This window comes from Sphingomonas panni, from assembly GCF_022664435.1.
Taxonomy (GTDB): Bacteria; Pseudomonadota; Alphaproteobacteria; order Sphingomonadales; family Sphingomonadaceae; genus Sphingomonas; species Sphingomonas panni.
Genome location: NZ_JAKREU010000005.1, coordinates 25630 through 46123 on the forward strand (window position 1 = coordinate 25630; position 20494 = coordinate 46123).

21 protein-coding genes are annotated in these 20494 nt (G+C 66.5%); 10 read left to right on the plus strand and 11 right to left on the minus strand.

Going from position 1 to position 20494, the window contains the following annotated elements; translation table 11 throughout:
• Positions 1–64: 64 nt before the first annotated feature.
• The 3 genes from ntrC to dusB are packed head-to-tail and all read right to left on the minus strand — an operon-like array spanning position 65 to position 3557.
• On the minus strand, positions 65–1519 hold the full coding sequence (ntrC, locus tag MF609_RS10915; protein ID WP_242416352.1) for a nitrogen regulation protein NR(I): 1455 nt from the start codon (positions 1517–1519) through the stop codon (positions 65–67).
• Complete coding sequence (locus tag MF609_RS10920; protein WP_242416353.1) at positions 1516–2586, minus strand: two-component system sensor histidine kinase NtrB; 1071 nt, start codon at positions 2584–2586, stop codon at positions 1516–1518. The genes ntrC and MF609_RS10920 overlap by 4 nt, the downstream gene beginning before the upstream one ends.
• Positions 2562–3557, minus strand: coding sequence for a tRNA dihydrouridine synthase DusB (gene dusB / locus MF609_RS10925; RefSeq protein ID WP_242416354.1), 996 nt, complete (start codon positions 3555–3557; stop codon positions 2562–2564). The genes MF609_RS10920 and dusB overlap by 25 nt, the downstream gene beginning before the upstream one ends.
• Before the next feature lie 91 nt (positions 3558–3648).
• Between dusB and MF609_RS10930 the strand changes: the two genes are divergently transcribed.
• The 3 genes from MF609_RS10930 to MF609_RS10940 are packed head-to-tail and all read left to right on the plus strand — an operon-like array spanning position 3649 to position 5847.
• Positions 3649–4791 carry a bifunctional 2-C-methyl-D-erythritol 4-phosphate cytidylyltransferase/2-C-methyl-D-erythritol 2,4-cyclodiphosphate synthase gene (locus tag MF609_RS10930; protein WP_242416355.1) on the plus strand — a complete coding sequence of 381 codons (1143 nt, stop codon included), beginning with the start codon at positions 3649–3651 and terminating at the stop codon, positions 4789–4791.
• The gene (locus tag MF609_RS10935; RefSeq protein WP_242416356.1) at positions 4788–5303 is read left to right on the plus strand and encodes a hypothetical protein; all 516 of its coding nucleotides are present in this window, start codon (positions 4788–4790) and stop codon (positions 5301–5303) included. The genes MF609_RS10930 and MF609_RS10935 overlap by 4 nt, the downstream gene beginning before the upstream one ends.
• A gap of 4 nt (positions 5304–5307) precedes the next feature.
• Positions 5308–5847 (plus strand): CinA family protein, encoded by a 540-nt coding sequence (locus tag MF609_RS10940; protein ID WP_242416357.1) that lies wholly within the window; start codon positions 5308–5310, stop codon positions 5845–5847.
• Here the strand turns inward: MF609_RS10940 and MF609_RS10945 are convergent.
• Complete coding sequence (locus MF609_RS10945; RefSeq protein WP_242416358.1) at positions 5769–6269, minus strand: type II toxin-antitoxin system RatA family toxin; 501 nt, start codon at positions 6267–6269, stop codon at positions 5769–5771. The genes MF609_RS10940 and MF609_RS10945 overlap by 79 nt on opposite strands.
• Positions 6269–7195 carry a lipoyl synthase gene (gene lipA / locus MF609_RS10950; protein WP_242416359.1) on the minus strand — a complete coding sequence of 309 codons (927 nt, stop codon included), beginning with the start codon at positions 7193–7195 and terminating at the stop codon, positions 6269–6271. Before lipA ends, MF609_RS10945 begins: the two co-directional genes overlap by 1 nt.
• A 107-nt stretch (positions 7196–7302) precedes the next feature.
• Between lipA and MF609_RS10955 the strand changes: the two genes are divergently transcribed.
• Positions 7303–7929, plus strand: a complete 627-nt coding sequence (locus MF609_RS10955; RefSeq protein ID WP_242416592.1) for a carbonic anhydrase — start codon at positions 7303–7305, stop codon at positions 7927–7929.
• 42 nt (positions 7930–7971) lie between these two features.
• Here the strand turns inward: MF609_RS10955 and aspS are convergent, their stop codons facing one another.
• Positions 7972–9768, minus strand: coding sequence for an aspartate--tRNA ligase (gene aspS / locus MF609_RS10960; RefSeq protein WP_242416360.1), 1797 nt, complete (start codon positions 9766–9768; stop codon positions 7972–7974).
• 164 nt (positions 9769–9932) lie between these two features.
• On the opposite strand from aspS, the gene rnd reads away from it, so the two are divergent.
• Positions 9933–11108 carry a ribonuclease D gene (rnd, locus tag MF609_RS10965; protein WP_242416361.1) on the plus strand — a complete coding sequence of 392 codons (1176 nt, stop codon included), beginning with the start codon at positions 9933–9935 and terminating at the stop codon, positions 11106–11108.
• Positions 11105–11398 (plus strand): I78 family peptidase inhibitor, encoded by a 294-nt coding sequence (locus tag MF609_RS10970; protein WP_242416362.1) that lies wholly within the window; start codon positions 11105–11107, stop codon positions 11396–11398. Before rnd ends, MF609_RS10970 begins: the two co-directional genes overlap by 4 nt.
• A 309-nt stretch (positions 11399–11707) precedes the next feature.
• Here MF609_RS10970 and MF609_RS10975 read toward each other — a convergent pair whose 3' ends face one another.
• The 4 genes from MF609_RS10975 to MF609_RS10990 are packed head-to-tail and all read right to left on the minus strand — an operon-like array spanning position 11708 to position 17248.
• Positions 11708–13204 (minus strand): Ppx/GppA family phosphatase, encoded by a 1497-nt coding sequence (locus tag MF609_RS10975; RefSeq protein WP_242416363.1) that lies wholly within the window; start codon positions 13202–13204, stop codon positions 11708–11710.
• On the minus strand, positions 13201–15375 hold the full coding sequence (locus MF609_RS10980; protein ID WP_242416364.1) for an RNA degradosome polyphosphate kinase: 2175 nt from the start codon (positions 15373–15375) through the stop codon (positions 13201–13203). Before MF609_RS10980 ends, MF609_RS10975 begins: the two co-directional genes overlap by 4 nt.
• Positions 15372–16010, minus strand: a complete 639-nt coding sequence (locus MF609_RS10985; RefSeq protein ID WP_242416365.1) for a P-loop NTPase family protein — start codon at positions 16008–16010, stop codon at positions 15372–15374. The genes MF609_RS10980 and MF609_RS10985 overlap by 4 nt, the downstream gene beginning before the upstream one ends.
• A complete protein-coding gene (locus MF609_RS10990) occupies positions 16007–17248 on the minus strand; it encodes a heavy-metal-associated domain-containing protein (RefSeq protein WP_242416366.1) in 1242 nt (413 codons plus the stop codon). The genes MF609_RS10985 and MF609_RS10990 overlap by 4 nt, the downstream gene beginning before the upstream one ends.
• A 59-nt stretch (positions 17249–17307) precedes the next feature.
• Here MF609_RS10990 and purM point away from each other — a divergent pair, with 59 nt between their 5' ends.
• From purM to MF609_RS11010, 4 genes are read left to right on the plus strand one after another with little or no spacing between them, the layout of a single operon-like run.
• The gene (gene purM, locus MF609_RS10995; RefSeq protein WP_242416367.1) at positions 17308–18414 is read left to right on the plus strand and encodes a phosphoribosylformylglycinamidine cyclo-ligase; all 1107 of its coding nucleotides are present in this window, start codon (positions 17308–17310) and stop codon (positions 18412–18414) included.
• Positions 18407–18976 carry a phosphoribosylglycinamide formyltransferase gene (gene purN / locus MF609_RS11000; RefSeq protein ID WP_419723096.1) on the plus strand — a complete coding sequence of 190 codons (570 nt, stop codon included), beginning with the start codon at positions 18407–18409 and terminating at the stop codon, positions 18974–18976. Before purM ends, purN begins: the two co-directional genes overlap by 8 nt.
• Positions 18973–19233 (plus strand): hypothetical protein, encoded by a 261-nt coding sequence (locus tag MF609_RS11005; RefSeq protein ID WP_242416368.1) that lies wholly within the window; start codon positions 18973–18975, stop codon positions 19231–19233. The genes purN and MF609_RS11005 overlap by 4 nt, the downstream gene beginning before the upstream one ends.
• A complete protein-coding gene (locus MF609_RS11010) occupies positions 19230–19832 on the plus strand; it encodes a hypothetical protein (protein WP_242416369.1) in 603 nt (200 codons plus the stop codon). Before MF609_RS11005 ends, MF609_RS11010 begins: the two co-directional genes overlap by 4 nt.
• Positions 19833–20061: 229 nt before the next feature.
• Here the strand turns inward: MF609_RS11010 and ndk are convergent, their stop codons facing one another.
• The gene (ndk, locus tag MF609_RS11015) at positions 20062–20484 is read right to left on the minus strand and encodes a nucleoside-diphosphate kinase (protein ID WP_056501810.1); all 423 of its coding nucleotides are present in this window, start codon (positions 20482–20484) and stop codon (positions 20062–20064) included.
• Positions 20485–20494: the final 10 nt, after the last annotated feature.

Sequence of the window (20494 nt, forward strand, 5' to 3'; positions counted from 1 at the left end):
GCCGTTTTACAACATTCGCCGCCTAAAGCACGACAATTCGCACACTATCTAAACGGCAGTGCGATTAGCGTTCCTTCTCCGCGTGATAGGCGCGCACCGCCGGATCGATCCCCAGCTCGTCGAGCCGTTTGCGCAGGGTGTTGCGGTTCAACCCCATCGCTTTCGCGGCACGCAATTGGTTGTTGGCGTGGCGATCCAGCATCGCTTCGATCAGCGGACGTTCGACATCGGAGATGAGCCGGTCGTAGAGCGTGCCGTTATCCAACGTGGCCGGTTCCTCGCGTGCAATCCGACGTATCCACGCGCGCACCGCCTCGTCGAGATTGGCGTCGGGCTGTGCCGCCGGACGCGCCGCCGCATCGCCCAGCGCGCCGCGCAACTCGCCTGCCTCGATCGCGGTGTCGCGGCCCAGCACGGCGACGCGCCGCATCAGGTTTTCCAGTTCGCGGACGTTGCCGGGCCACTCATGCGCCTCCAGCAGTTCCTGTGCATCCGCCGTCAGCGTCTTGCGCGGCAGCCCGTCGCGCGCTGCCTGATCGAGGAAATGGCGGGCGAGCAGCGCGACGTCCTGTCGGCGCTCCCGCAACGGCGGCAACGCGATCGGGACGACGTTCAGGCGGTAGAACAGGTCCTCGCGAAACTGGCCCGACTGGACCTGCGCCGCCAGCGTCTTGTTGGTGGCGGCAACGATGCGGACGTCGGCGCGAATGACGCGCGCGCCGCCGACGCTGGTAAACTCGCCCGATTGAAGGACGCGTAGCAGCCGGGTCTGGGCCTCCATCGGCATGTCGCCGATCTCGTCCAGGAACAAGGTGCCGCCGGCCGCCTGTTCGAACTTTCCAGCCGAGCGCTGCGCTGCGCCGGTGAAGGCGCCGCGTTCGTGACCGAACAGCTCCGCTTCGATCAGTTCGCGGGGGATCGCCGCCATGTTCAGCGCGATGAACGGCGCACGGCTGCGGCGACCGAGATCGTGGATCGCGCGGGCGACCAGTTCCTTGCCCGTGCCGGACTCACCAGTAACCAGCACGGTCAGGTCGGTGGCGACGACTCGCGCGATGACGCGGTAGACGTCCTGCATCGCGGGCGAACGGCCGATCAGTGGTAGCGATGAATCGATTGCGTCGACCGGCTGTTCCTCGGGGCTGCGGGTCCGTCGGGCGAGCGCCCCGCGCACGGCCAGCGCCAGCGTGTCGAGGTCGAACGGTTTCGGCAGATAGTCGAATGCCCCCGCCTCCGTCGCGCGGACGGCGGTCGTCAGCGTGTTGCGCGCGGACAGGACGATGATGGGCAGGTCGGGAAATTCCGCGTTGAGCTTCGCCGCCATTTCCAGCCCGTCGCCATCCGGCAGCACGACATCGGTGACCAGCACCCCCGGCAGTCCGGCGCGCAACTCCGCGCGCAACTGTCCGAGCGTTCCGACGCTTTGGACCTCATGTCCGTCCCGGCGCAGCGCCTGGGCCACGACGGTACGGATCGCAGCGTCGTCATCGACCAGAAGGATACGCGAAGAAGCGATCATGCGCGCGGCAGGTGGATGCGAAACACGGTCATCGGCGGATATCCTTCACGGGCATAGCGGACGAAGCCGTTCATCTCTCCCACCAGTTTCTCGACCATCGGCAGCCCGAAACCGCGCCCCTCGCGCTTGCCCGACACGAACGGTTCGAACAGATGGCCGGCGATATCGGCGGGCGCACCGGGCCCGTTGTCGGTCACGGTCAGCTCGATGGGCACAGCCCGCCGTTCGCCATTGCCGACGCCGTGCGACATGCCATGCCGATAGGCGGTGCCGAGGATGATGCGTGGCCGATCGACCTGCTCCAGCGCCTCGGCGGCGTTCTTCAGCAAGTTCACCAGCAGCTGGACGAAGGCATCACGATCGATCCGTACCGGCGGCAGCGACGGGTCGAAGCGCTCCTCGATCACGATCCCGCGCGCGAAGCCGGCCGAAGCCAGTTGGACCGCGTGCGCCAGGACCGGATAGATGTTCTGAACCTGCAGCTTGCGCGGACGATCGTCGGTAAAATCCTGCATCCGGTCGATCAGTGCGGCGATACGATCGACCTCGGCGATGATGAGGTCGGTCAGGACGCTGCGCTCGTCGACGTCGCCCGACAGCAGCTGGGCCGCGCCTCGGATACCCGATAGCGGGTTCTTGATCTCATGCCCCAGCATCGCGGCCGCGCCGATGGCGGCACGGGCACCGGCGGCGTGCGATCCGCTATGCCCGTCACGAACGCCGTACAGCATGACCACCCGCCATGCCGAGCCATGCGTCGCGGGACTGTCATGGAAATCCACCCGCAGTCGCCCGCCGCGGCGAAGCTGCAATTCGCAGTCATAGCTCGCAAAAGCCCGGTCGTCGCGCCGATCGCCATAGCCCGGCGGGACCGAAACGACCTGTTCGAGCGACAGGCCGCGCATCGCCCGGTCGGACTGGTTCAACAACAGCTCGGCCGCGCCATTGGCATGGGCGATGCACCCGGCTTCGTCCAGGACCAGCGCCGCGACGGGCAGCCCGGCGAACAGTTCGGCGAACGAGGGCGTACCCTCGATCACGCTCATGCCGCCGCGCGCGTACACCATGGCGCATAGAAGTCGGCCAGCATTCCCAGCACGGTACAGGAATCGGGCTGCTGGTTCACCTTGTTGCGGAACTCGGCCGAGCCATGCAGCCCCTTCGTGTACCAACCGATATGCTTGCGCATCATGTTCACGCCGGTTTCCTCGCCATAATGGTCCAGCATCATGTGATAATGCTCGACGATCAGGCGATATTGCTCCTCGACCGACGGATCGGCCGGAGCGGTTCCGCCCGACAGCGCGGCCATCACCTGCGCCAGCAACCACGGCCGGCCATAGGCGCCCCGCCCGATCATCACGCCATCGGCACCCGACTGGTCCAGCGCGGTGCGGGCGTCGTCGACCGAACAGATGTCGCCATTGACGATCACGGGTACTTTTACCGCATCCTTCACCTGCCGGACAAACGCCCAGTCGGCATGGTCGCGATACATTTGGTTGCGGGTGCGGCCATGGACCGTCACCATCTGCGCGCCGAGATCTTCCGCGATATGCGCCAGCTCGGGCGCGTTCAGGCTCGAATGATCCCAGCCCATTCGCATCTTTACGGTGACCGGCACCTTCACCGCCTTCACGACCGCAGCGATCAGGTCGGCGGCAAGCGGCAGGTCGCGCATCAGCGCCGATCCGGCATCGCCGTTCGTCACCTTGCGCACCGGGCAGCCCATATTGATGTCGATGATCGCCGCGCCCTTGTCCTCGGCGAGCTTGGCGGCCTCTCCCATCTCGATCGGCGTGCAGCCGACGAGCTGCATCGACACCGGCTCCTCTGCCGGGTCCCACATCGCCTTCTGGATCGATTGACGCGTCTCGCGGATCGCCGCCTGGCTGGCGATCATCTCGGTGACGTTCAGCCCGGATCCGTGCCGCCGCACCATCTTGCGGAACGGCAGGTCGGTGACACCGGTCATCGGCGCGAGGATAACCGGCGTGTCGATGACGACGTCGCCGATGCGGATGGGAGCTAGGGTCATGGATTGTGCCTGAAAATTGGGCAGCCATTACCCCATTGGTCGCCGGAGGGCAAGGCTGGCGGGCGGGCACGGCTTGCGCTAGGCGGACGCCATGCAGACCGGTTCAACAGTCGCCCTGATCGTCGCCGCCGGAACCGGCGTCCGGTCAGGCAGCAGCCTGCCCAAACAATATGCCCCGATCGCTGGACGGGCGATGATCGCCCATGCCCATGCGGCGCTGTCGAGCCATCCCGGCATCGACCGGGTGCTGGTCGTTATCGGCGAAGGGCAGGAGCAACTGCTCCGCGCAGCGGTCGGTGAGCCGGAATTCGTTATCGGTGGCGCCACGCGTCGGGAAAGCGTCGCAGCCGGTCTCGCCGCCATTGGCGATGCCGATCGGGTGCTGATCCATGACGCGGCGCGGCCGTTCCTGCCGCCGGCCGTGATCGATCGCCTTCTCGCCGCACTGGACCACGCGCCCGGGGCGGTACCGGTGCTGCCGGTCGCCGATACGCTGGCGTTGGGCGGCGAAGCGCTGGGCGACGTGGTGCCGCGCGACCGTCTGGTTCGGGTGCAGACACCGCAGGCATTTGCGGTACAGGCCATTCGCGACGCCCATGCCGCTTGGGACGTTACCGCCGAAGCGACCGACGATGCACAGATGCTGCGCGCACACGGGCTGGAAGTGGCGATGGTCGAAGGGGACATCATGCTCGAAAAGATCACCTATCCGGCCGACTTCGCGGCAGCAGAGGCGCGCGCCCTCCCCGCGCTCGTTTCGCGCAGCGCCACCGGATATGACGTTCACCGACTGGAGGCGGGCGAAGAATTGTGGTTGGGCGGGGTGCTGATCCCGCACGATCGCGGCCTGTCGGGCCATAGCGACGCCGACGTCGCGCTCCACGCAATCACCGACGCCTTGCTCGGCACGATCGGGGCGGGCGATATCGGTACCCATTTCCCGCCGAGCGATCCGCAATGGCGCGGCGCGGAGTCGGGCCAGTTCCTGCAGCATGCCGCCGCTTTGGTCCGCGCCGAGGGCGGGATCATCGATTTCGTCGACCTCACGCTGATCTGCGAAGCACCGAAGATCGGCCCGCACCGATCGGCGATGCGTACGCGGATCGCAGCACTGCTCGACCTGACCGAGCGGCAGGTAAGCATCAAGGCAACGACCAGCGAACGTCTGGGCTTCACCGGTCGACAGGAAGGGATCGCCGCGCAGGCGATCGCCACCGTCCGGGTGCCGGCATGAAGCGGCTCGCCGCCCTCCTGGCGCTGGCCGCCTGCGCCAATGCCCCTGCCCAGACCACGCAGAGCTGCGTCACGCCGGCCGAGGCGGAGGCGCTGGTCCTGTTCGTTGCACCGGAACTGATCCGGCAGGCCGGCGCGCGTTGCGCCAAAGCCCTGCCGCCGACCGCGCTGCTGCGGCGGAGCGGCGGGCCGTTCCTGTCGCGCTACGAAGCGGAGACCGACGCGGCATGGCCGCAGGCGAAGGCGGCGCTGTCCCGGCTGACCGCCCCACAGGCGATCCAGCTGCTCGATTCTGCCTTCGCCGCGCCGATCGTCGCGTCGTTGATCGCGCCGATGGTCGTCGGGAATATCGACGCGGCCGACTGCCCGCGGATCGAACGCGCCGCCAATCTGGTGCAGGCATTGCCGCCGCGAAACGTCGCGGGACTCATCGTTTTGTTTGCGCAGGTCGACGCCGACCGCCCCAACCCCCAGATGCGACTGCCCCTGTGTCGGCAGGCCGCCCGGAATTGATGTGATGGACCATATTCTCCCCCCCGAACTGGTCGAGGCCGCGCGCCGCGTCGTCGACGAGAACCGCGCCGCGAAACGTCGTATCGCATTGGCCGAAAGCTGCACCGGCGGACTGGTCACGGCGGCGATCACCGAAATTCCGGGCTGTTCGGACGTGTTCGAGGCGGGGTTCGTGACCTATTCGAACGAAGCGAAGATCGAGCTGGTCAAGGTCAGCTCCGACGTGATCGAGACGTTCGGTGCGGTATCCATCGCGACGGCGTGGAGCATGGCGCAAGGCGCGCTGGAGGTGACGCAGGCCGATGTCGCGGTGGCGATCACCGGCGTCGCGGGTCCGGGCGGCGGCAGCGAGAAGAAGCCGGTCGGCACCGTCGTCTTCGCTCGGGCAGAAAAGGGCGGCGATCCGGCGAAGGTCGTCGCCGACCTGCGACAGTTCGGCGATCTGGGACGCGGTACGATCCGGCTTCAGGCGGCGTTGTGTGCGCTCGAACTGCTGCTGCCACCCGAAGCCGCGCCCGACGAACCGGTCGCCGAATCGCCGTAAAGCTGCGCGGCGCGGTCTTCGAACGCGCCGATCATCTTGCGCAGCGCCCGGTCGAACACCTGACCCGCCAACATTTCGAACACCCGGTTCTTGAACTGAAAGTCGACGCAGAATTCGACCTGCGTACCGCCCTGCCCGTCCGGCTTGAAGCGCCAGTCGTTGTTCAGATATTTGAGCGGCCCGTCGAGATAGTCGACCCGCAAATGGCCGGGCCGATCCTTCTGCACCTTCGACGTGAAGCTCTCGCGCAGCCCCTTGAAGCCGACGATCATGTCGGCGACCATCTCGGTCTCGCTGTTCGACCGCACCCGGATCGCGCTGACCCACGGCAGGAATTCGCTGTAGCGACCGACATCGGCCACCAGGTCGAACATCTGCTCCGGCGTATAGGGCAGATGGCGGGTTTCGGCATGCTTGGGCATCAGGCGCGAACGACGCCCAGCTTGGCATCGCGGTTGGCGCGCATCCGTTCGAAATCGTCGCCGGCATGGTAGCTCGACCGGGTGAGCGGCGACGACGCGACCAGCAGGAAACCCTTCGCGCGGGCGATCGCTGCGAAGCCATCGAATGCCTTGGGCGTCACGAAATCGACGACTTTGGCGTGCTTGGGCGTCGGCTGCAGATACTGGCCCATAGTCAGGAAATCGATATCGGCCGAGCGCATGTCGTCCATCACCTGATGGACCTCCAGACGCTCCTCTCCCAGCCCCAGCATGATGCCGGACTTGGTGAAGATCGATGGATCCAGCTTCTTCACGCTCTCAAGCAGGCGCAGTGACGCATAATAGCGCGCGCCCGGCCGGATCGTCGGGTAGAGCCGCGGCACGGTTTCGAGATTGTGGTTGTAGACGTCGGGGCGTGCCGCGACGATCATCTCCACCGCCGCCTCATGCTTGTTGCGGAAATCGGGGGTCAGGATTTCAATCGTCGTCGTCGGGTTCGCGGCGCGGATCGCCTCGATCACCTTCACGAATTGCTTGGCGCCGCCGTCCGGCAGGTCGTCGCGATCGACCGAGGTAATGACGATATGATTCAGGCCCATCGCGGCGGCCGCTTCGGCGACGTGCTGCGGTTCCATCGGGTCGACGGCACGCGGCATGCCGGTCTTCACGTTACAGAAGGCGCAGGCGCGGGTGCAGGTATCACCCAGGATCATGACGGTCGCATGCTTTTTCGACCAGCACTCCCCGATATTCGGGCAGGCCGCCTCCTCGCACACCGTCGTCAGGCTCTTCGACCGCATCAGTGCGCGGGTTTCGGCCACGACTTTTCCGGTCGGAGCCTTTACGCGAATCCAGTCGGGCTTGCGTTCGCGCTGCGGGCGGGGGAGCGGCGTCATCTCGTTCATGGCCGTCAGATAGCGACGCACAAGCAAACGAACAACCGCTTGCAACGTTCGCGGAACCCGTGCGTCTAGCGATCGAGGGAAGATTTATACAGAATGATGGAGACCCACTGATGCACTTCAGCGACCTCAAAGAGGGCTATTATCGCTTCCGCGGTACCGAATGGCAGCAGGAGCGCGAACGCTGGAGCGAACTGGCCACCGGACAAAGCCCGAAGGTGATGGTGATCGCCTGTTCGGACAGCCGCGTCGATCCGGCGACGATCTTCGGCGCGCGTCCGGGCGAGATTTTCGTCGTGCGCAACGTCGCCAACCTGGTGCCGCCGTTCGAGGACGATGGCGGCCGCCACGGCGTTTCAGCGGCGCTGGAATTCGCGGTGACGAAGCTTGAGGTCGAGGAAGTCCTCGTCCTCGGACATGGCGCATGTGGCGGTGTCAACGCCTGCCTGACGCAGGCGCTCGCCAACACCAAGCCGGGTGAAGGCGGCTTCGTCGCCCACTGGATCGACCTCCTCGACGAAGCGCGCGAGAAGGTCGTGGCGGAATATGGTACCGGCCCCGAGGGGCAGAAGGCGCTGGAGCAGGAAGGCGTCAAGGTCTCGCTAAAGAACCTGATGACCTTCCCGTTCGTCAAGGAACGGGTCGAGGCCGGTAAGCTGAAGCTGCACGGCGCGGTCTTCGCGATTGAGGACGGGCGACTGCGCGTGCTGGAAGGCGATACGTTCGAGAACGCTTGACGTCGTGGCGGGGCGGGGTCCGTCCCCCGCCCCGCGAAACGCTTACCCCTCCTTCGGACCGTCGGCGGTAACGCGGATATTCAGTTCGCGCAGTTGCTTTGGCGTCGCATAATTCGGTGCGCCCATCATGAGGTCTTCGGCCTTCTGGGTCATTGGGAAGGTAATGACTTCCCGGATGTTGGGTTCGTCGGCCAGCAGCATGACGATGCGGTCTACACCCGGTGCCGAACCACCGTGCGGCGGCGCTCCGAACTTGAAGGCGTTGATCATGCCGGCGAAGTTCGTGTCGACGTCTTCCTGCGTATAGCCGGCGATCTCGAACGCCTTGTACATGATTTCCGGGCGATGGTTCCGGATCGCACCCGACGACAGCTCCACGCCGTTGCAGACGATGTCATACTGATAGGCGAGGATGTCGAGCGGGTTCATCGTCTCCAGCGCTTCCATCTCGCCCTGCGGCATCGAGAAGGGGTTGTGGCTGAAATCGACCTTCTTCGCATCCTCGTCATATTCGAACATCGGGAAATCGACGATCCAGCAGAATTCGAAGCGCTTGTCGTCGATCAGGCCGAGCGTTTCGGCGACGCGGGTGCGGGCGAGGCCGGCGAGCTTGGCCGCCTGCGCCTCCTTGCCGGCGGCGAAGAACACGCCGTCATCGGGACCGAGGCCAAGCGCCTCCGCGATCTTCGCCATGCCCTCTTCGCCATGGTTCTTGGCGATCGGGCCACCCCATTCGCCGCCCTTGCGGGTGGCGTAGCCGAGACCGGCAAACCCTTCGGACTGGGCCCAGGCGTTCATGTCGTCGAAGAACTTGCGGCTCTTGTCGGCGGTCTTGGGTGCCGGGACGGCGCGGACCACATCGCCCGCCTCGACGATCGAGGCGAAGCGGCCGAAGCCCGATCCGACGAAATGCTCGGACACGTCGGTGATGATCAGCGGGTTGCGCAAGTCGGGCTTGTCGTTGCCGTATTTCAGCATCGATTCGCGGTAGGGAATGCGCTTGAACGGCAGCGGCGACACGGTGCGACCCTTGCCCTGCCAGTTGGCATATTCCTCGAACACGCCGTGCAGCACCGGTTCGATCGCAGCGAACACGTCTTCCTGCGTGACGAAGCTCATTTCGAAATCGAGCTGGTAGAATTCGCCCGGGCTGCGGTCGGCACGCGCGTCTTCGTCGCGGAAGCAGGGCGCGATCTGGAAATAGCGGTCGAAGCCGGCGACCATCAGCAGCTGCTTGAACATCTGCGGCGCCTGCGGCAGCGCATAGAATTTGCCGGGATGGACGCGGCTGGGGACCAGATAGTCGCGCGCGCCTTCGGGGCTGCTCGCGGTGAGGATCGGCGTCTGGAATTCGGTGAACCCTTGGTCGATCATCCGGCGGCGCAGCGAGGCGATGACGTTCGAGCGCAACAGGATGTTCGCGTGCAGGCGTTCGCGACGCAGGTCGAGGAAGCGATAGCGCAGGCGGATGTCTTCGGGATACTCGGCCTCCCCCGCGACCGGCATCGGAAGTTCCTGCGCCGCCGACTGGAGCGTGGCCGAACGTGCGTAGATTTCGATCGCGCCGGTGGCGAGGTTCGGGTTCTTCGTGGCTTCGCTGCGCAGCTTCACATTGCCGTCGATCGTCAGCACCGATTCGGTGCGTGCCGATTCAAGCAGCGCCAGCGCGGGCGAATCGCTGTCGGCGACGATCTGGGTGATGCCGTAATGGTCACGCAGGTCGATGAACAACACGCCGCCATGGTCGCGCTTGCGATGCACCCAGCCCGACAGGCGGACGGTATCGCCGTCGTTCGCATCGGTCAGTTGGCCGCAGTTGTGAGTGCGATAGGCGTGCATTGAAGAACCTTACATGTCTAGTTCGGATGCCACAGGTGCGGACGGTCGATCCCCGCGGGTGCGGGGGAGACTGCCGTCCCGCAGGCGCGGGGAAAACGTCGATTGGCCGCTTCCCTCCCCCACCCCCTTTTGTCAAGGCGCGGAACCCTTGCTATGCGGAGCCGATGCACATCCATCCGTTGATCGAGGACAGCGCGACCCTCGCCGCCCTCTGTACCCGCCTCGCCCAGTCCGACTTCGTTGCCGTCGACACCGAGTTCATGCGCGAGAACAGCTATTGGCCGGAACTCTGCCTGATCCAGATCGCCAATACCGAGGAAGCCGCCGCGATCGATCCGATGGCGCCGGGCATCGACCTGACCCCGCTGCTGAACCTGCTGACCGACAACGAGGACGTGCTGAAGGTCTTCCACGCCGGTGGGCAGGATATCGAGATCGTCTATAACCTGACCGGCAAGACCCCCTTTCCCCTGTTCGATACGCAGGTGGCGGCGATGGCGCTGGGTCAGGGGGAACAGGTCGGTTATTCGAACCTGGTCGATGCCTATCTGGGGATCACGGTCGACAAGGGCGCGCGCTTCACCGACTGGTCTAGGCGACCGCTCGACGACCGGCAGATCGACTATGCGATCGCCGACGTGACGCACCTGTCCGTCATTTTCCCCAAGATGCTGGGCAAGCTGCGCAAGACCGGGCGCGGGCTGTGGCTGGACGAGGAGATGGAACGGATCGCCGACCCGTCCAATTATTTCAACGATCCCGAGCAGGTGTGGCAGCGCATCCGCGTCAACAGCCGCAAGCCCGAGGTGCTGGGCCGGCTGAAGGCGCTGGGCAAATGGCGCGAGCTGGAGGCGCAAGGCAAGAACCTGCCGCGCGGGCGGATCGTCAAGGACGAGACGATCGCCGACCTGGCGGGCAATCCCCCGCGCAGGCAGAGCGATCTGGCCAAGGTGCGCGGGCTGTCGGCGGCATGGGCGCATAACGATATCGGCGGGCGGATGATGGACGCGCTGGCCAGTGCCGCACCGTTGCCGGCCGACCAGATGCCGGGCCGCGACGAGCGCAAGCCGGCGCTGGGCAAGGAAGGGGCGCTGGTCGCCGACCTGTTGAAGCTGCTGCTGAAGATCCGGGCGAACGAGATCAAGGTCGCGTCGCGGCTGCTGGCGCGTTCGGATGATCTGGAGGCGTTGGCCGCCGGGCAGCGTGACGGGCTGTCGATCCTGAACGGGTGGCGGTTCGAACAGTTCGGCCGCGACGCGCTGGCGCTGGTCGAGGGTCAGCTTGGGTTCACCGTGCTGGGTGGAAAGCTGAAGATGACCCGAGCGGAGGTAGTGGAATGAAGCCGACCATCCTGATCGCAGCACTGGCGCTGGGCGCCTGCACGACGACGCAGCAGAGCGAGGGCGAGCGCGTGCCGGCGCTGACCGATTCGTGCGATACGAGCGCGCTGGCCGGGCTGGTCGGCAAGCCGTTTACGGTAGCGGTCGAGGCCGAGGCGAAGAAGCAGTCGGGGCTGACCAACGTCCGGGTGATCCGGCCGGGCATGGCGGTGACGATGGACTTCCGCCCCGACCGGCTGAACATCGACATCGATGAGAAGAATGTCGTGACGGGATTTCGTTGCGGCTGAGGTGCGAAAGTTGGCGATGTTGACAGGGCGTTGTTGGTTTGCGGCGGGTAATGCTGCGCTATTACAATTGCTTGTTTGAGTTTTCGGCTTCGGAAGTTTGCGTTTCTTTTCCTGGAGCGCATGGAACCGGGCGTCATCCCCGCGAAGGCTGGGATCTCCCGGTGGTAGCACGCAGCAGGAGCCGAGGGAGACCCCAGCCTTCGCTGGGGTGACGTGTGGGGCCGGCAGGACGTGCGGGCAGCGGGATGATCTGCGGTGTCAAAGAACGTCGCGAGCTTTGCAGATCTACGCCTTGTAGGAAAGCCGCCCTCAGCGCGTGACGAGCGCCGCGTCCATGCCCATCGCGCTCGCCAGCGCGCGGTGGCGCTTCTGCACCGCTTCGCCATAAAGCGCGGCATCGGCGGATGGCACGATCAGTTCCACCTGCCCCCGCTTGCGACGGACATCGGTGCGCTGGAGCGGGGTCGCGACACCGCCGCTCAACCGCTGGCCGAGCCGCATCGCGAGACCCCAGCGATGCGCGGTCTCAAGTGCGGCGATCGGTGCCAGACGGCCGAGCGGTGCGGGTGGCCCGTCGGTCCCACCGCCGCCGAGACAGCTGTGCAGCGCCTGCGCCACGATCGCGCGACCGGCCGCGTCGATCGCGACCCAGTTGCCGTGAAGCGCGATCTCCACGCCGCGTTCGGCGCGAAACTCGGGATTGGCGTGCCAGCCCACATCGGCCAGCAGGCAGGCGGCATGGCGCAGGCGCACGGCGGCAGGGGCATCGTCAGAGAAAAGCGGCGCGATCCATTTGTGGAGCAGGTCGCCATGTTCGACGAACCGGCCCTGCCGCGCCCCTTCATCATGGGCGGCGACGATCAACGGGTCCTGTTTGCGAATCGCAGGCGGAAGCGCGGCATAGAGCAGCCCTTCGCGCAGGCCATAGGCCGAAATCATGGTCGTCGCGCTGCCCAGTTGTCGCGCCATCGCGGTCAGCACCGCGGTCGCATTGTCGAGCGTCGGCACACGGCCGGCGGAGAGGTTGGGCACGGCCTTCAGGTCGCCGCGCGGGGTTTCGGCGATGATGCGCTCCAGTTCGGCGACGCGGGCCAGCGTCATGGTATAGCCATGCGCGATCGGCAGCGGATAGTCGGTCAGGTGCATGTCGAAGCGCGCCAGCGCCCGCCACGATCCGCCGACCAGGTAGAAGGGCAACCCCTTCCCCCGCCCCGTCCAGCCGGCATCGGCCACCAGCCGCTGTACCACGCGGTCGAGTTCGCCCGCGCGCCGGTCGCGGATGGCCCCGATGCGCAACACGCCCAGCGGGAACGACACCCGGTCACCGATCTTGCCGTTCCTGATCCGCACCAGTTCGAGGCTGCCGCCGCCCAGATCGCCGACGATTCCGTCGGCATCGGGAATGGCGGACAGCACGCCGTTGCCGGCGGCCTGCGCCTCTTCCTCCCCCGACAGCGTCTCGACCGTCAGGCCCAGTGATTCGGCCAGTGCCACCAGTTCATGGCCATTGGCGGCATCGCGGACGGCGGCGGTGGCGACGGTACGGACCACCTCCACCTGCATTTCCCGGGTCAGCCATGCGAAGCGGCGCAGCGCGGTGCCGGCCAGTGCCATCGCGTCCGGTTCGATCCGGCCGGTTTCGGCGAGCGAACGGCCAAGCCCGGCCAAGACCTTTTCATTGAACAGCGTGGCCGGAATACGGTCCGGCCCGCCATAGACGACCAGCCGGATCGAGTTCGACCCGATGTCGATGATCGCGCTATGTGCCGCGCTGACCGGGCGGCTGATCCATGGCAGGCGGATCAAGCCGCGCCGTCCCGGGCCGCGCGCCAGGCGCGCAGCGACAGTTTCTGCGGTACGGTCGCCGACCCGCTCTCGATCGCCGCGCCACGTCCCGACAGCGACGGATTGGTCATGAAATAGCGGTGCAGGTTGAACGGCTTGTCGCCCTTCGCGACCCGGCGATAGCTACCGTCCGGCCCCAGTTCCCACGTCTGTTCGGTGTCGAGCAGGTTCGCGACCATCACCTGATCCAGCACCTGGTCGTGGACGGTCGGGTTGTTGATCGGCAGCAGATATTCGACACGGCGGTCGAAGTTGCGCGGCATCCAGTCGGCCGAGGAGACATAGACCAGCGCATCGTCGTTCGGTAGCGCCTGCCCGTTGCCGAAGCAATAAATACGACTGTGTTCAAGGAAGCGGCCGACGACCGACTTCACCCGGATATTTTCGGACATACCCGGCACGCCGGGGCGCAGGCAGCAGATGCCGCGCACGATCAGGTCGATCTGCACGCCCGCCGCCGATGCTTCGTACAGCTTGTCGATCAGCGCGGGGTCGACCAGCGAGTTCATCTTCAGCCAGATCGAGCCTTCGCCGCCGGTGCGCGCGGTCTGGATCTCACCCTCGATCAGTGCTTCCAGCCGGTTGCGCAGGTCGCGCGGCGAAATGGCCAGCTGTTGCAGCGACTGGGGTTCGACATAGCCGGTGATGTAGTTGAACACCTGCGCGGCATCGCGGCCGATCACCGGGTCGGCGGTGAAGAAGCTGAGGTCGGTATAGATGCGTGCGGTGATCGGGTGATAATTGCCGGTGCCGAAGTGGCAATAGGTGCGATAGCCCTGCTCCTCCCGCCGGACGACCATCGAGATCTTCGCGTGGGTCTTCCACTCGATAAAGCCATAGACGACCTGCACGCCGGCCCGTTCGAGCACCGAGGCGAGGTTGAGATTCTGCTCTTCGTCGAAGCGGGCCTTCAGCTCGACGACGGCGGTCACCGACTTGCCGGCCTCAGCGGCGGCGACCAGCGCGGCGACGACGGCGGATTGCTTGCCGGCGCGGTACAACGTCTGCTTGATGGCGACGACATCGGGGTCGGCGGCGGCCTGTTTGAGGAAGGCCAGCACCACGTCGAAGGTTTCATAGGGGTGATGGACGACGATGTCCTTCGCCCGGATCGCCGCGAAACAGTCGCCGCCATATTCGCGGATGCGTTCGGGGAAACGGGGCGAGAAAGGCGGGAACTTCAGGTCGGGGCGATCTTCCGCCACCAGCATCGACAGATCGCCGATGCCGAGGAAGCCGCCGGTTTCGGTAATGAGCGCGTCGCTGCCGCCCATTTCGTCGCGCAGCAGCTGGACCAGTTCGTCGGAAATGCCCGATTCGATCTCGAGGCGGATGATCCGGCCGCGACGGCGGCGTTTGATCGCGGTGCGGAAATAGAGGACGAGGTCCTCGGCCTCCTCCTCCAGTTCGATATCGCTGTCGCGGATCACGCGGAACGCGGCGGAGGCGCGCACGGTATAGCCGGGAAAGAACAGGTCGGAGAAATGGCGCAGGATCGTTTCGATCGCGACATAGCGCGCGGCCTTGCCCGGCAGGCGGACGAAGCGCGGCATGGCCGGCGGCAGCAGGACGACCTCGCGCACCTCGACATCGTCCGAGCGGCGGATCAGGTCGAACAGCATCGCCGAGCCGAGGTTCGGGATGAAGGGAAACGGGTGCGCCGGATCGAGCGCCTGCGGGGTCAGGACCGGAAAAACCTGTTCGCGGAAATGCCGCTCCAGCCAGACTTCGGTTTCGCCGTGGATGGCGTCCGCGCCCAGCACGAAGATATCCGCCTCCGCCAGCGCGGCGGCGATGTCGCGCCAGATACGCTGCTGGCTGTCGACCAGCCCGGCGGCATCGACGGTGATCGCGGCGAGCTGTTGCGAGGGGGTGAGGCCGTCGACCGATTCATGGCCGACCCCCTGGTTCTGCTGCCCCTTCAGCCCCGCGACGCGGACCATGAAGAATTCGTCGATGTTCGTCGCCGAAATCGACAGGAAGCGCAGGCGTTCGAGCAGCGGATGATCCGGGTTGCAGGCTTCGTCGAGCACGCGGCGATTGAACGCCAGCCATGACAGTTCGCGGTTGAAATAGCGGGCTTCCGGCGCGGCGGCGACGGTCGTGCGGGCGGAGGGGACCGGATCGTTCACAGCAGGCGGTCCAGCAACAACGGGCTGGACGCCAGCGCGGCACGCGCGGTCGGGATCGTCAAACGGCGCGTCGAGCGCAACATCGCATCTTCCTCCAAAGCCTCGACGATCCGAAGCACCGCAAGGTGGCTCCGTTCGACGCGGCGGGCAAGCCAGCGCACGACATCCGGCGCGGCGACCAGCTCCTTCCTGTCGAACAGATATTGCAGCAATGTTTCGATCAGCAGCTCATCGGGCGCTTCCAGCCGCAGGACCGGCGTTGCTCCCATGCGCGATCGGAGGTCGGGCAGGCCGATCCGCCAGATCGGCGGCGGGGCATCGGCGACGATCAGCAGCGGCTGTCCCTCGCTTTGCGCACGGTTCCAGGCGTGGAACAGTTCGGTTTCGTTCCACCGTTCCGCATCGTCGGCGATGGTCCCGCCACTGCGGGCGACGAACGAACGGGCCAGCAGCGTCCGCCCCGATTTGCGCGGGCCGACCAGCAGCGCGGCCTTGACCGGCCACGTCTCCCAATGGTCGAGGTGATGGACGGCGGCTTCGTTCGACGGCCCCACGAGGAACAGGTCCTGCCGGGCGCCGGCGGGCAGTTCGAGGGAGAAGGAAAGCTGGGCCGAACCGGGACGCGACTGGGTCATCCCTGCGGCGTACTCGGCGCAGGGGGCGCGACCGGCGCGGCACGGCGACGGATGCGCAGGACTCCGTCGCCCGGCTGGACCTGCCATCCGCGCGCTTCCAGCGCGGCCGTCAGGATCGCGGCATCGCCGTCGAAGGTGACGCGGAGCACCGATACGCCGCCGAGCGCCAGGCTGGAGGTCGCGGCGGAGCGGACGCCGGGTACCGCACGCAACGCCGCTTCGGTCGATTCGACGGCAGCGACGTTGGGGGTATCGGCCTGGATCGACAGCGTGATCGCTTCGGCCGCAGGACCGGGCGTCGGCGTGGCGTTGGGATCGGGGATGGTCGGGTCGGAGAGGTCTTCCTCGACCGGGGTGACCGGCGTGCCGGGCGGAGGTGCTGCGAGGACGACGTCGGGCCGCAGCGTGCCGGCCTGCAGTGCCTGCTGATACATGGCGTCGATCCGGCGGACGCCTTCGTCGAGGAGCGCGGGCACGGCGTCGCCCTGCTCGACCCGCAGCGAGAAGCTGCCGAGCAGGCGGTTGTCGGGACCATAGCCGGCGGTGAAGGTACCGATCACCGGCCCGCCCGGCCATTGGCGGTAGAGGCGGACCTGCGGGATCAATACGTCGGACGCGCCATATTGGTTGAGGACGGTGCGCCACCAGCCTCGTCCGCGCCGCGTGACCTGTCCGGCGTTCAGCAACAGGCCGTCCGCCCCGGTTCCGCTGGGCCGGACATAGTCCATCACGCTGCCGCCGGTGCGGAACCGCGCCCACGCCGCCTGCCACGGGGTCGCGCGTTCGAATACCGTGCCGGTGCCGCCGTCCCAGATGAGGGGGAGGACCAGCATGGCGGGGCTGCGTTCGGAAACCCCGGCAACGCCCAGGATCGACGCGGCGCGCCCACGATTGAACAGCACGCCCAGCCGCGCGATGTAGCGCTTCGGCCCGATCTGTTCGCTCTCGACGACGATCCCGCTGACCAGCGAATCGAGCGTACCGTCGGGCAGCGAGCGCGCTTGCCCGGTCAGGCGCTGCGACAGCATCTGCCAGCCCTTGCGCTGCGCGATGCGCCAGCCGGCGGTGCGCGCCGCTTCGGCCGATGGACCGGCGACGTCGACGCGGACCCCGTTCACCTCGAAACTGCCCGAGCTGTCGATCGCGGCGACACCGCCCTGTTGCGCCACGACCGCGCCGGTGGCGACGACGCCCAGGGCGACGGCGGCAAGGAAGCGGCGGGGCTGATACGAAGTCATGCCCGCCTTTTGACGAAGCAGGCGTGGAAATCCAAGCGCGATGTGGCTAACCGGCAATCATGAGCAACGAAGCGGACCGCGGCGGCGGCTATACCTACGCACAGGCAGGCGTATCGATCGCGGCGGGCAATGCCCTCGTCCGCGCCATCGGGCCGTTGGCGAAATCGACGCGGCGTCCCGGGGCGGACGCGGAACTGGGCGGGTTCGGCGGGGTGTTCGATCCCAAGGCCGCCGGGTTCAAGGACCCGTTGCTGGTTGCCGCGAACGACGGCGTCGGCACCAAGCTGAAGTTGGCGATCGAGCATAACGCGCATGACGGCGTTGGCATCGACCTGGTGGCGATGTGCGCCAACGACCTGATCGTGCAGGGTGCCGAGCCGCTGTTCTTCCTCGATTACTATGCGACCGGCAAATTGGTCGCGGAAACGGCCGAGCGGGTCGTGGGGTCGATTGCCGAGGGCTGCCGTCAGGCGGGCTGCGCGCTGATCGGTGGCGAGACGGCGGAAATGCCGGGCATGTATGAGGGCGAGGATTACGACCTTGCCGGTTTCTGCGTTGGGGCGGTCGAGCGTGAGCAGCTGCTGACCGGGGACAAGGTTGCGGTCGGCGACGTGATCCTGGGCCTTGCTTCGTCGGGGGTGCATTCGAACGGCTTTTCGCTGGTACGGCGACTTGCCAGCGACAAGGGGTGGAAGCTCGACCGCCCTGCCCTGTTCGATCAGGACGTGCTGCTGATCGACGCGCTGATGGCACCGACGAAGATTTACGTGAAGCCTCTGCTGCCGCTGCTGCGCGAGGGCCGCATTCATGGCCTCGCGCATATCACCGGCGGGGGGTTGCTGGAGAATTTACCGCGCGTCCTGCCCGACGGCGCCCATGCGCAGGTCGATGCCGATGCGTGGGAACAGCCGCGGTTGATGGCGTTCCTGCAGGCGCAGGGCAATATCGAGCCGGAGGAGATGGCGCGGACGTTCAACTGCGGCATCGGCATGGCGGTACTGGTCGCGGCGAACGATGCCGACGCGGTCGCGGCGGCGCTGGCGGAAGCGGGCGAGACGGTGGTGCGGATCGGTACCGTCGAAGCGGGCGACAAGGGCTGCACCGTGAAGGGCAGCGCCGGCACCTGGAGCGCGCGTGCCGACTGGAGCGCGACGCACCTTGGCTAAGCACCGTGTCGGGGTCCTGATTTCGGGGCGCGGGTCGAACATGGCGGCGCTGGTCGCGGCGGCCGAGGCGGCGGACTGCCCGTATGAGGTGGTGCTGGTGGCGTCGGACAAACCTGATGCCGCCGGTCTAAACCACGCCGCCGGACAAGGCATCGCGACCTTCGCGCATTCGCCCAAGGGCATCCCCAAGGCGGAATATGAGGCGGCCATCGATGGCGCCCTGCGCGAAGCGGGCGTCGAGACGATCGCGCTGGCGGGCTATATGCGGTTGCTGTCGGGCAACTTCGTGGCGAAGTGGCGTGACCGGATCGTCAATATCCACCCTTCGCTGCTGCCGGCGTACAAGGGGCTGGACACCCACGCACGGGCGATCGCGGCGGGCGACCGGGAAGCCGGTTGTTCGGTGCATGTCGTCACCGAAGAACTGGATGCCGGGAGCGTATTGGCGCAGGCGCGCGTTCCGATCCTGCCCGACGATACCGCCGATACCCTGGCGGCCCGGGTGCTGGTGGAGGAACATCGCCTCTACCCGCGAACGCTGGCGGAGTTTGTGACCCGATGACCGAGATGCTCGACCTGATCCGTGAAGCCGCGAAAGTGTTGCCGGCAACCGAGGAGCGCGATGCAGGCGAGGCGACCGTCTTTGCCGTCGAGGGCAATGATTTCGCGCGAATCATCGGCGACAGCGTGACCGTGCGCGGTGACGACGGCTGGACGGCGATCGACGCCGACAGCGATCCTGCCGCCGTCGAAGATGCGGTCGCCCATGCATGGGAACTGGCCGCCCCCCGCGCGCTGCTGGAGGCCGGCGGACGGTGAGCGACGCCGAAGAGGCGCGGGCCGAACGGCGGCGCTGGATCACGCTGGCCGAGGGCGTGGCGGTTGCCGGCGTCGTGATCGGCGGACTGACCTTATGGAACAACGTGTCGGAGCGGCGGACGGCGGATGCCGAGCGTGCAGCGGAGCGGGCGTCGTCGGCCAAGGCCAGGGCGGCGCTGGCGATCGTCGCGACGCCGGACGGCGATGGCGAGCGGCTGGTACTCAACGCGGCCGACCGACGGATCGAGCGGATCGACGTGACGTTTCCCCCGGCCCTGAAGGTGCCGGGCAAGTCGGCGGTCGGGGACGTGGCGATCGCGGCGGACTGGGTCCGCGCGCCGTTGCTGGCGATCACCGATGGCGGGGCGGATGCGATCGAAGGGCGGTTGCCGGTCGCGGTTACCGCGACATGGTGGGACGTGGATAGCCAGCGTCAGTCGAGCGCGATCTACGACCTGGTGTTCGCGACGCATGGGCGGATCGTCGGCGGGCGGTCGTTGAAGCTGGTGGCGCTGGCGCGGCGCGAGAGAGCGACCGGTGGGGTCGGGCGGCGGCTGGATACGCTGTGGGCGCAGGAATTGGGGCGGTTGGCGGGGTAAGGCTGCTATCCCCCGATCCTACGCCTTCCCGTTTGCTTCGAGCGCAGGTTCGAGCCTGTCGAGAACCGTAGTCGAGAAGGGGTTGCCCCAAACGCCGAGTTCTCGACAGACGCTTCTCGACAAGCTCGAAGCTGCTCGAACCGAACGGTGTGGGTTGGGTTAGGGTAAACAAGAAAAAAGCCCGCCTCCACGTCGGAAGCGGGCCTTTCGCATTTCAGCCTGGCTGAAATCAGCCGACGATTTCCTCCGGCTTGAAGAAGAAGTCGATTTCGATCTTCGCATTCTCTTCCGAATCCGAACCATGGACCGAGTTCGCTTCGATCGATTCGGCCAGTTCCTTGCGGATCGTGCCGGCATCGGCGTTCGCCGGGTTGGTCGCGCCCATGATGTCGCGGTTCTTCTGGACGGCGTTTTCGCCTTCCAGCACCTGCACGACCACGGGACCCGAGATCATGAACGACACGAGGTCGTTGAAGAACGGACGCTCGCGGTGGACGCCGTAGAAACCTTCGGCCTGTTCGCGGGTCATCTGGATGCGCTTCGAGGCGACGACGCGCAGGCCGGCTTCCTCCAGCATCTTGGTGACGGCGCCGGTCAGGTTGCGGCGGGTCGCGTCGGGCTTGATGATCGAAAAGGTACGGGTAGCGGCCATGGCGGTCGCG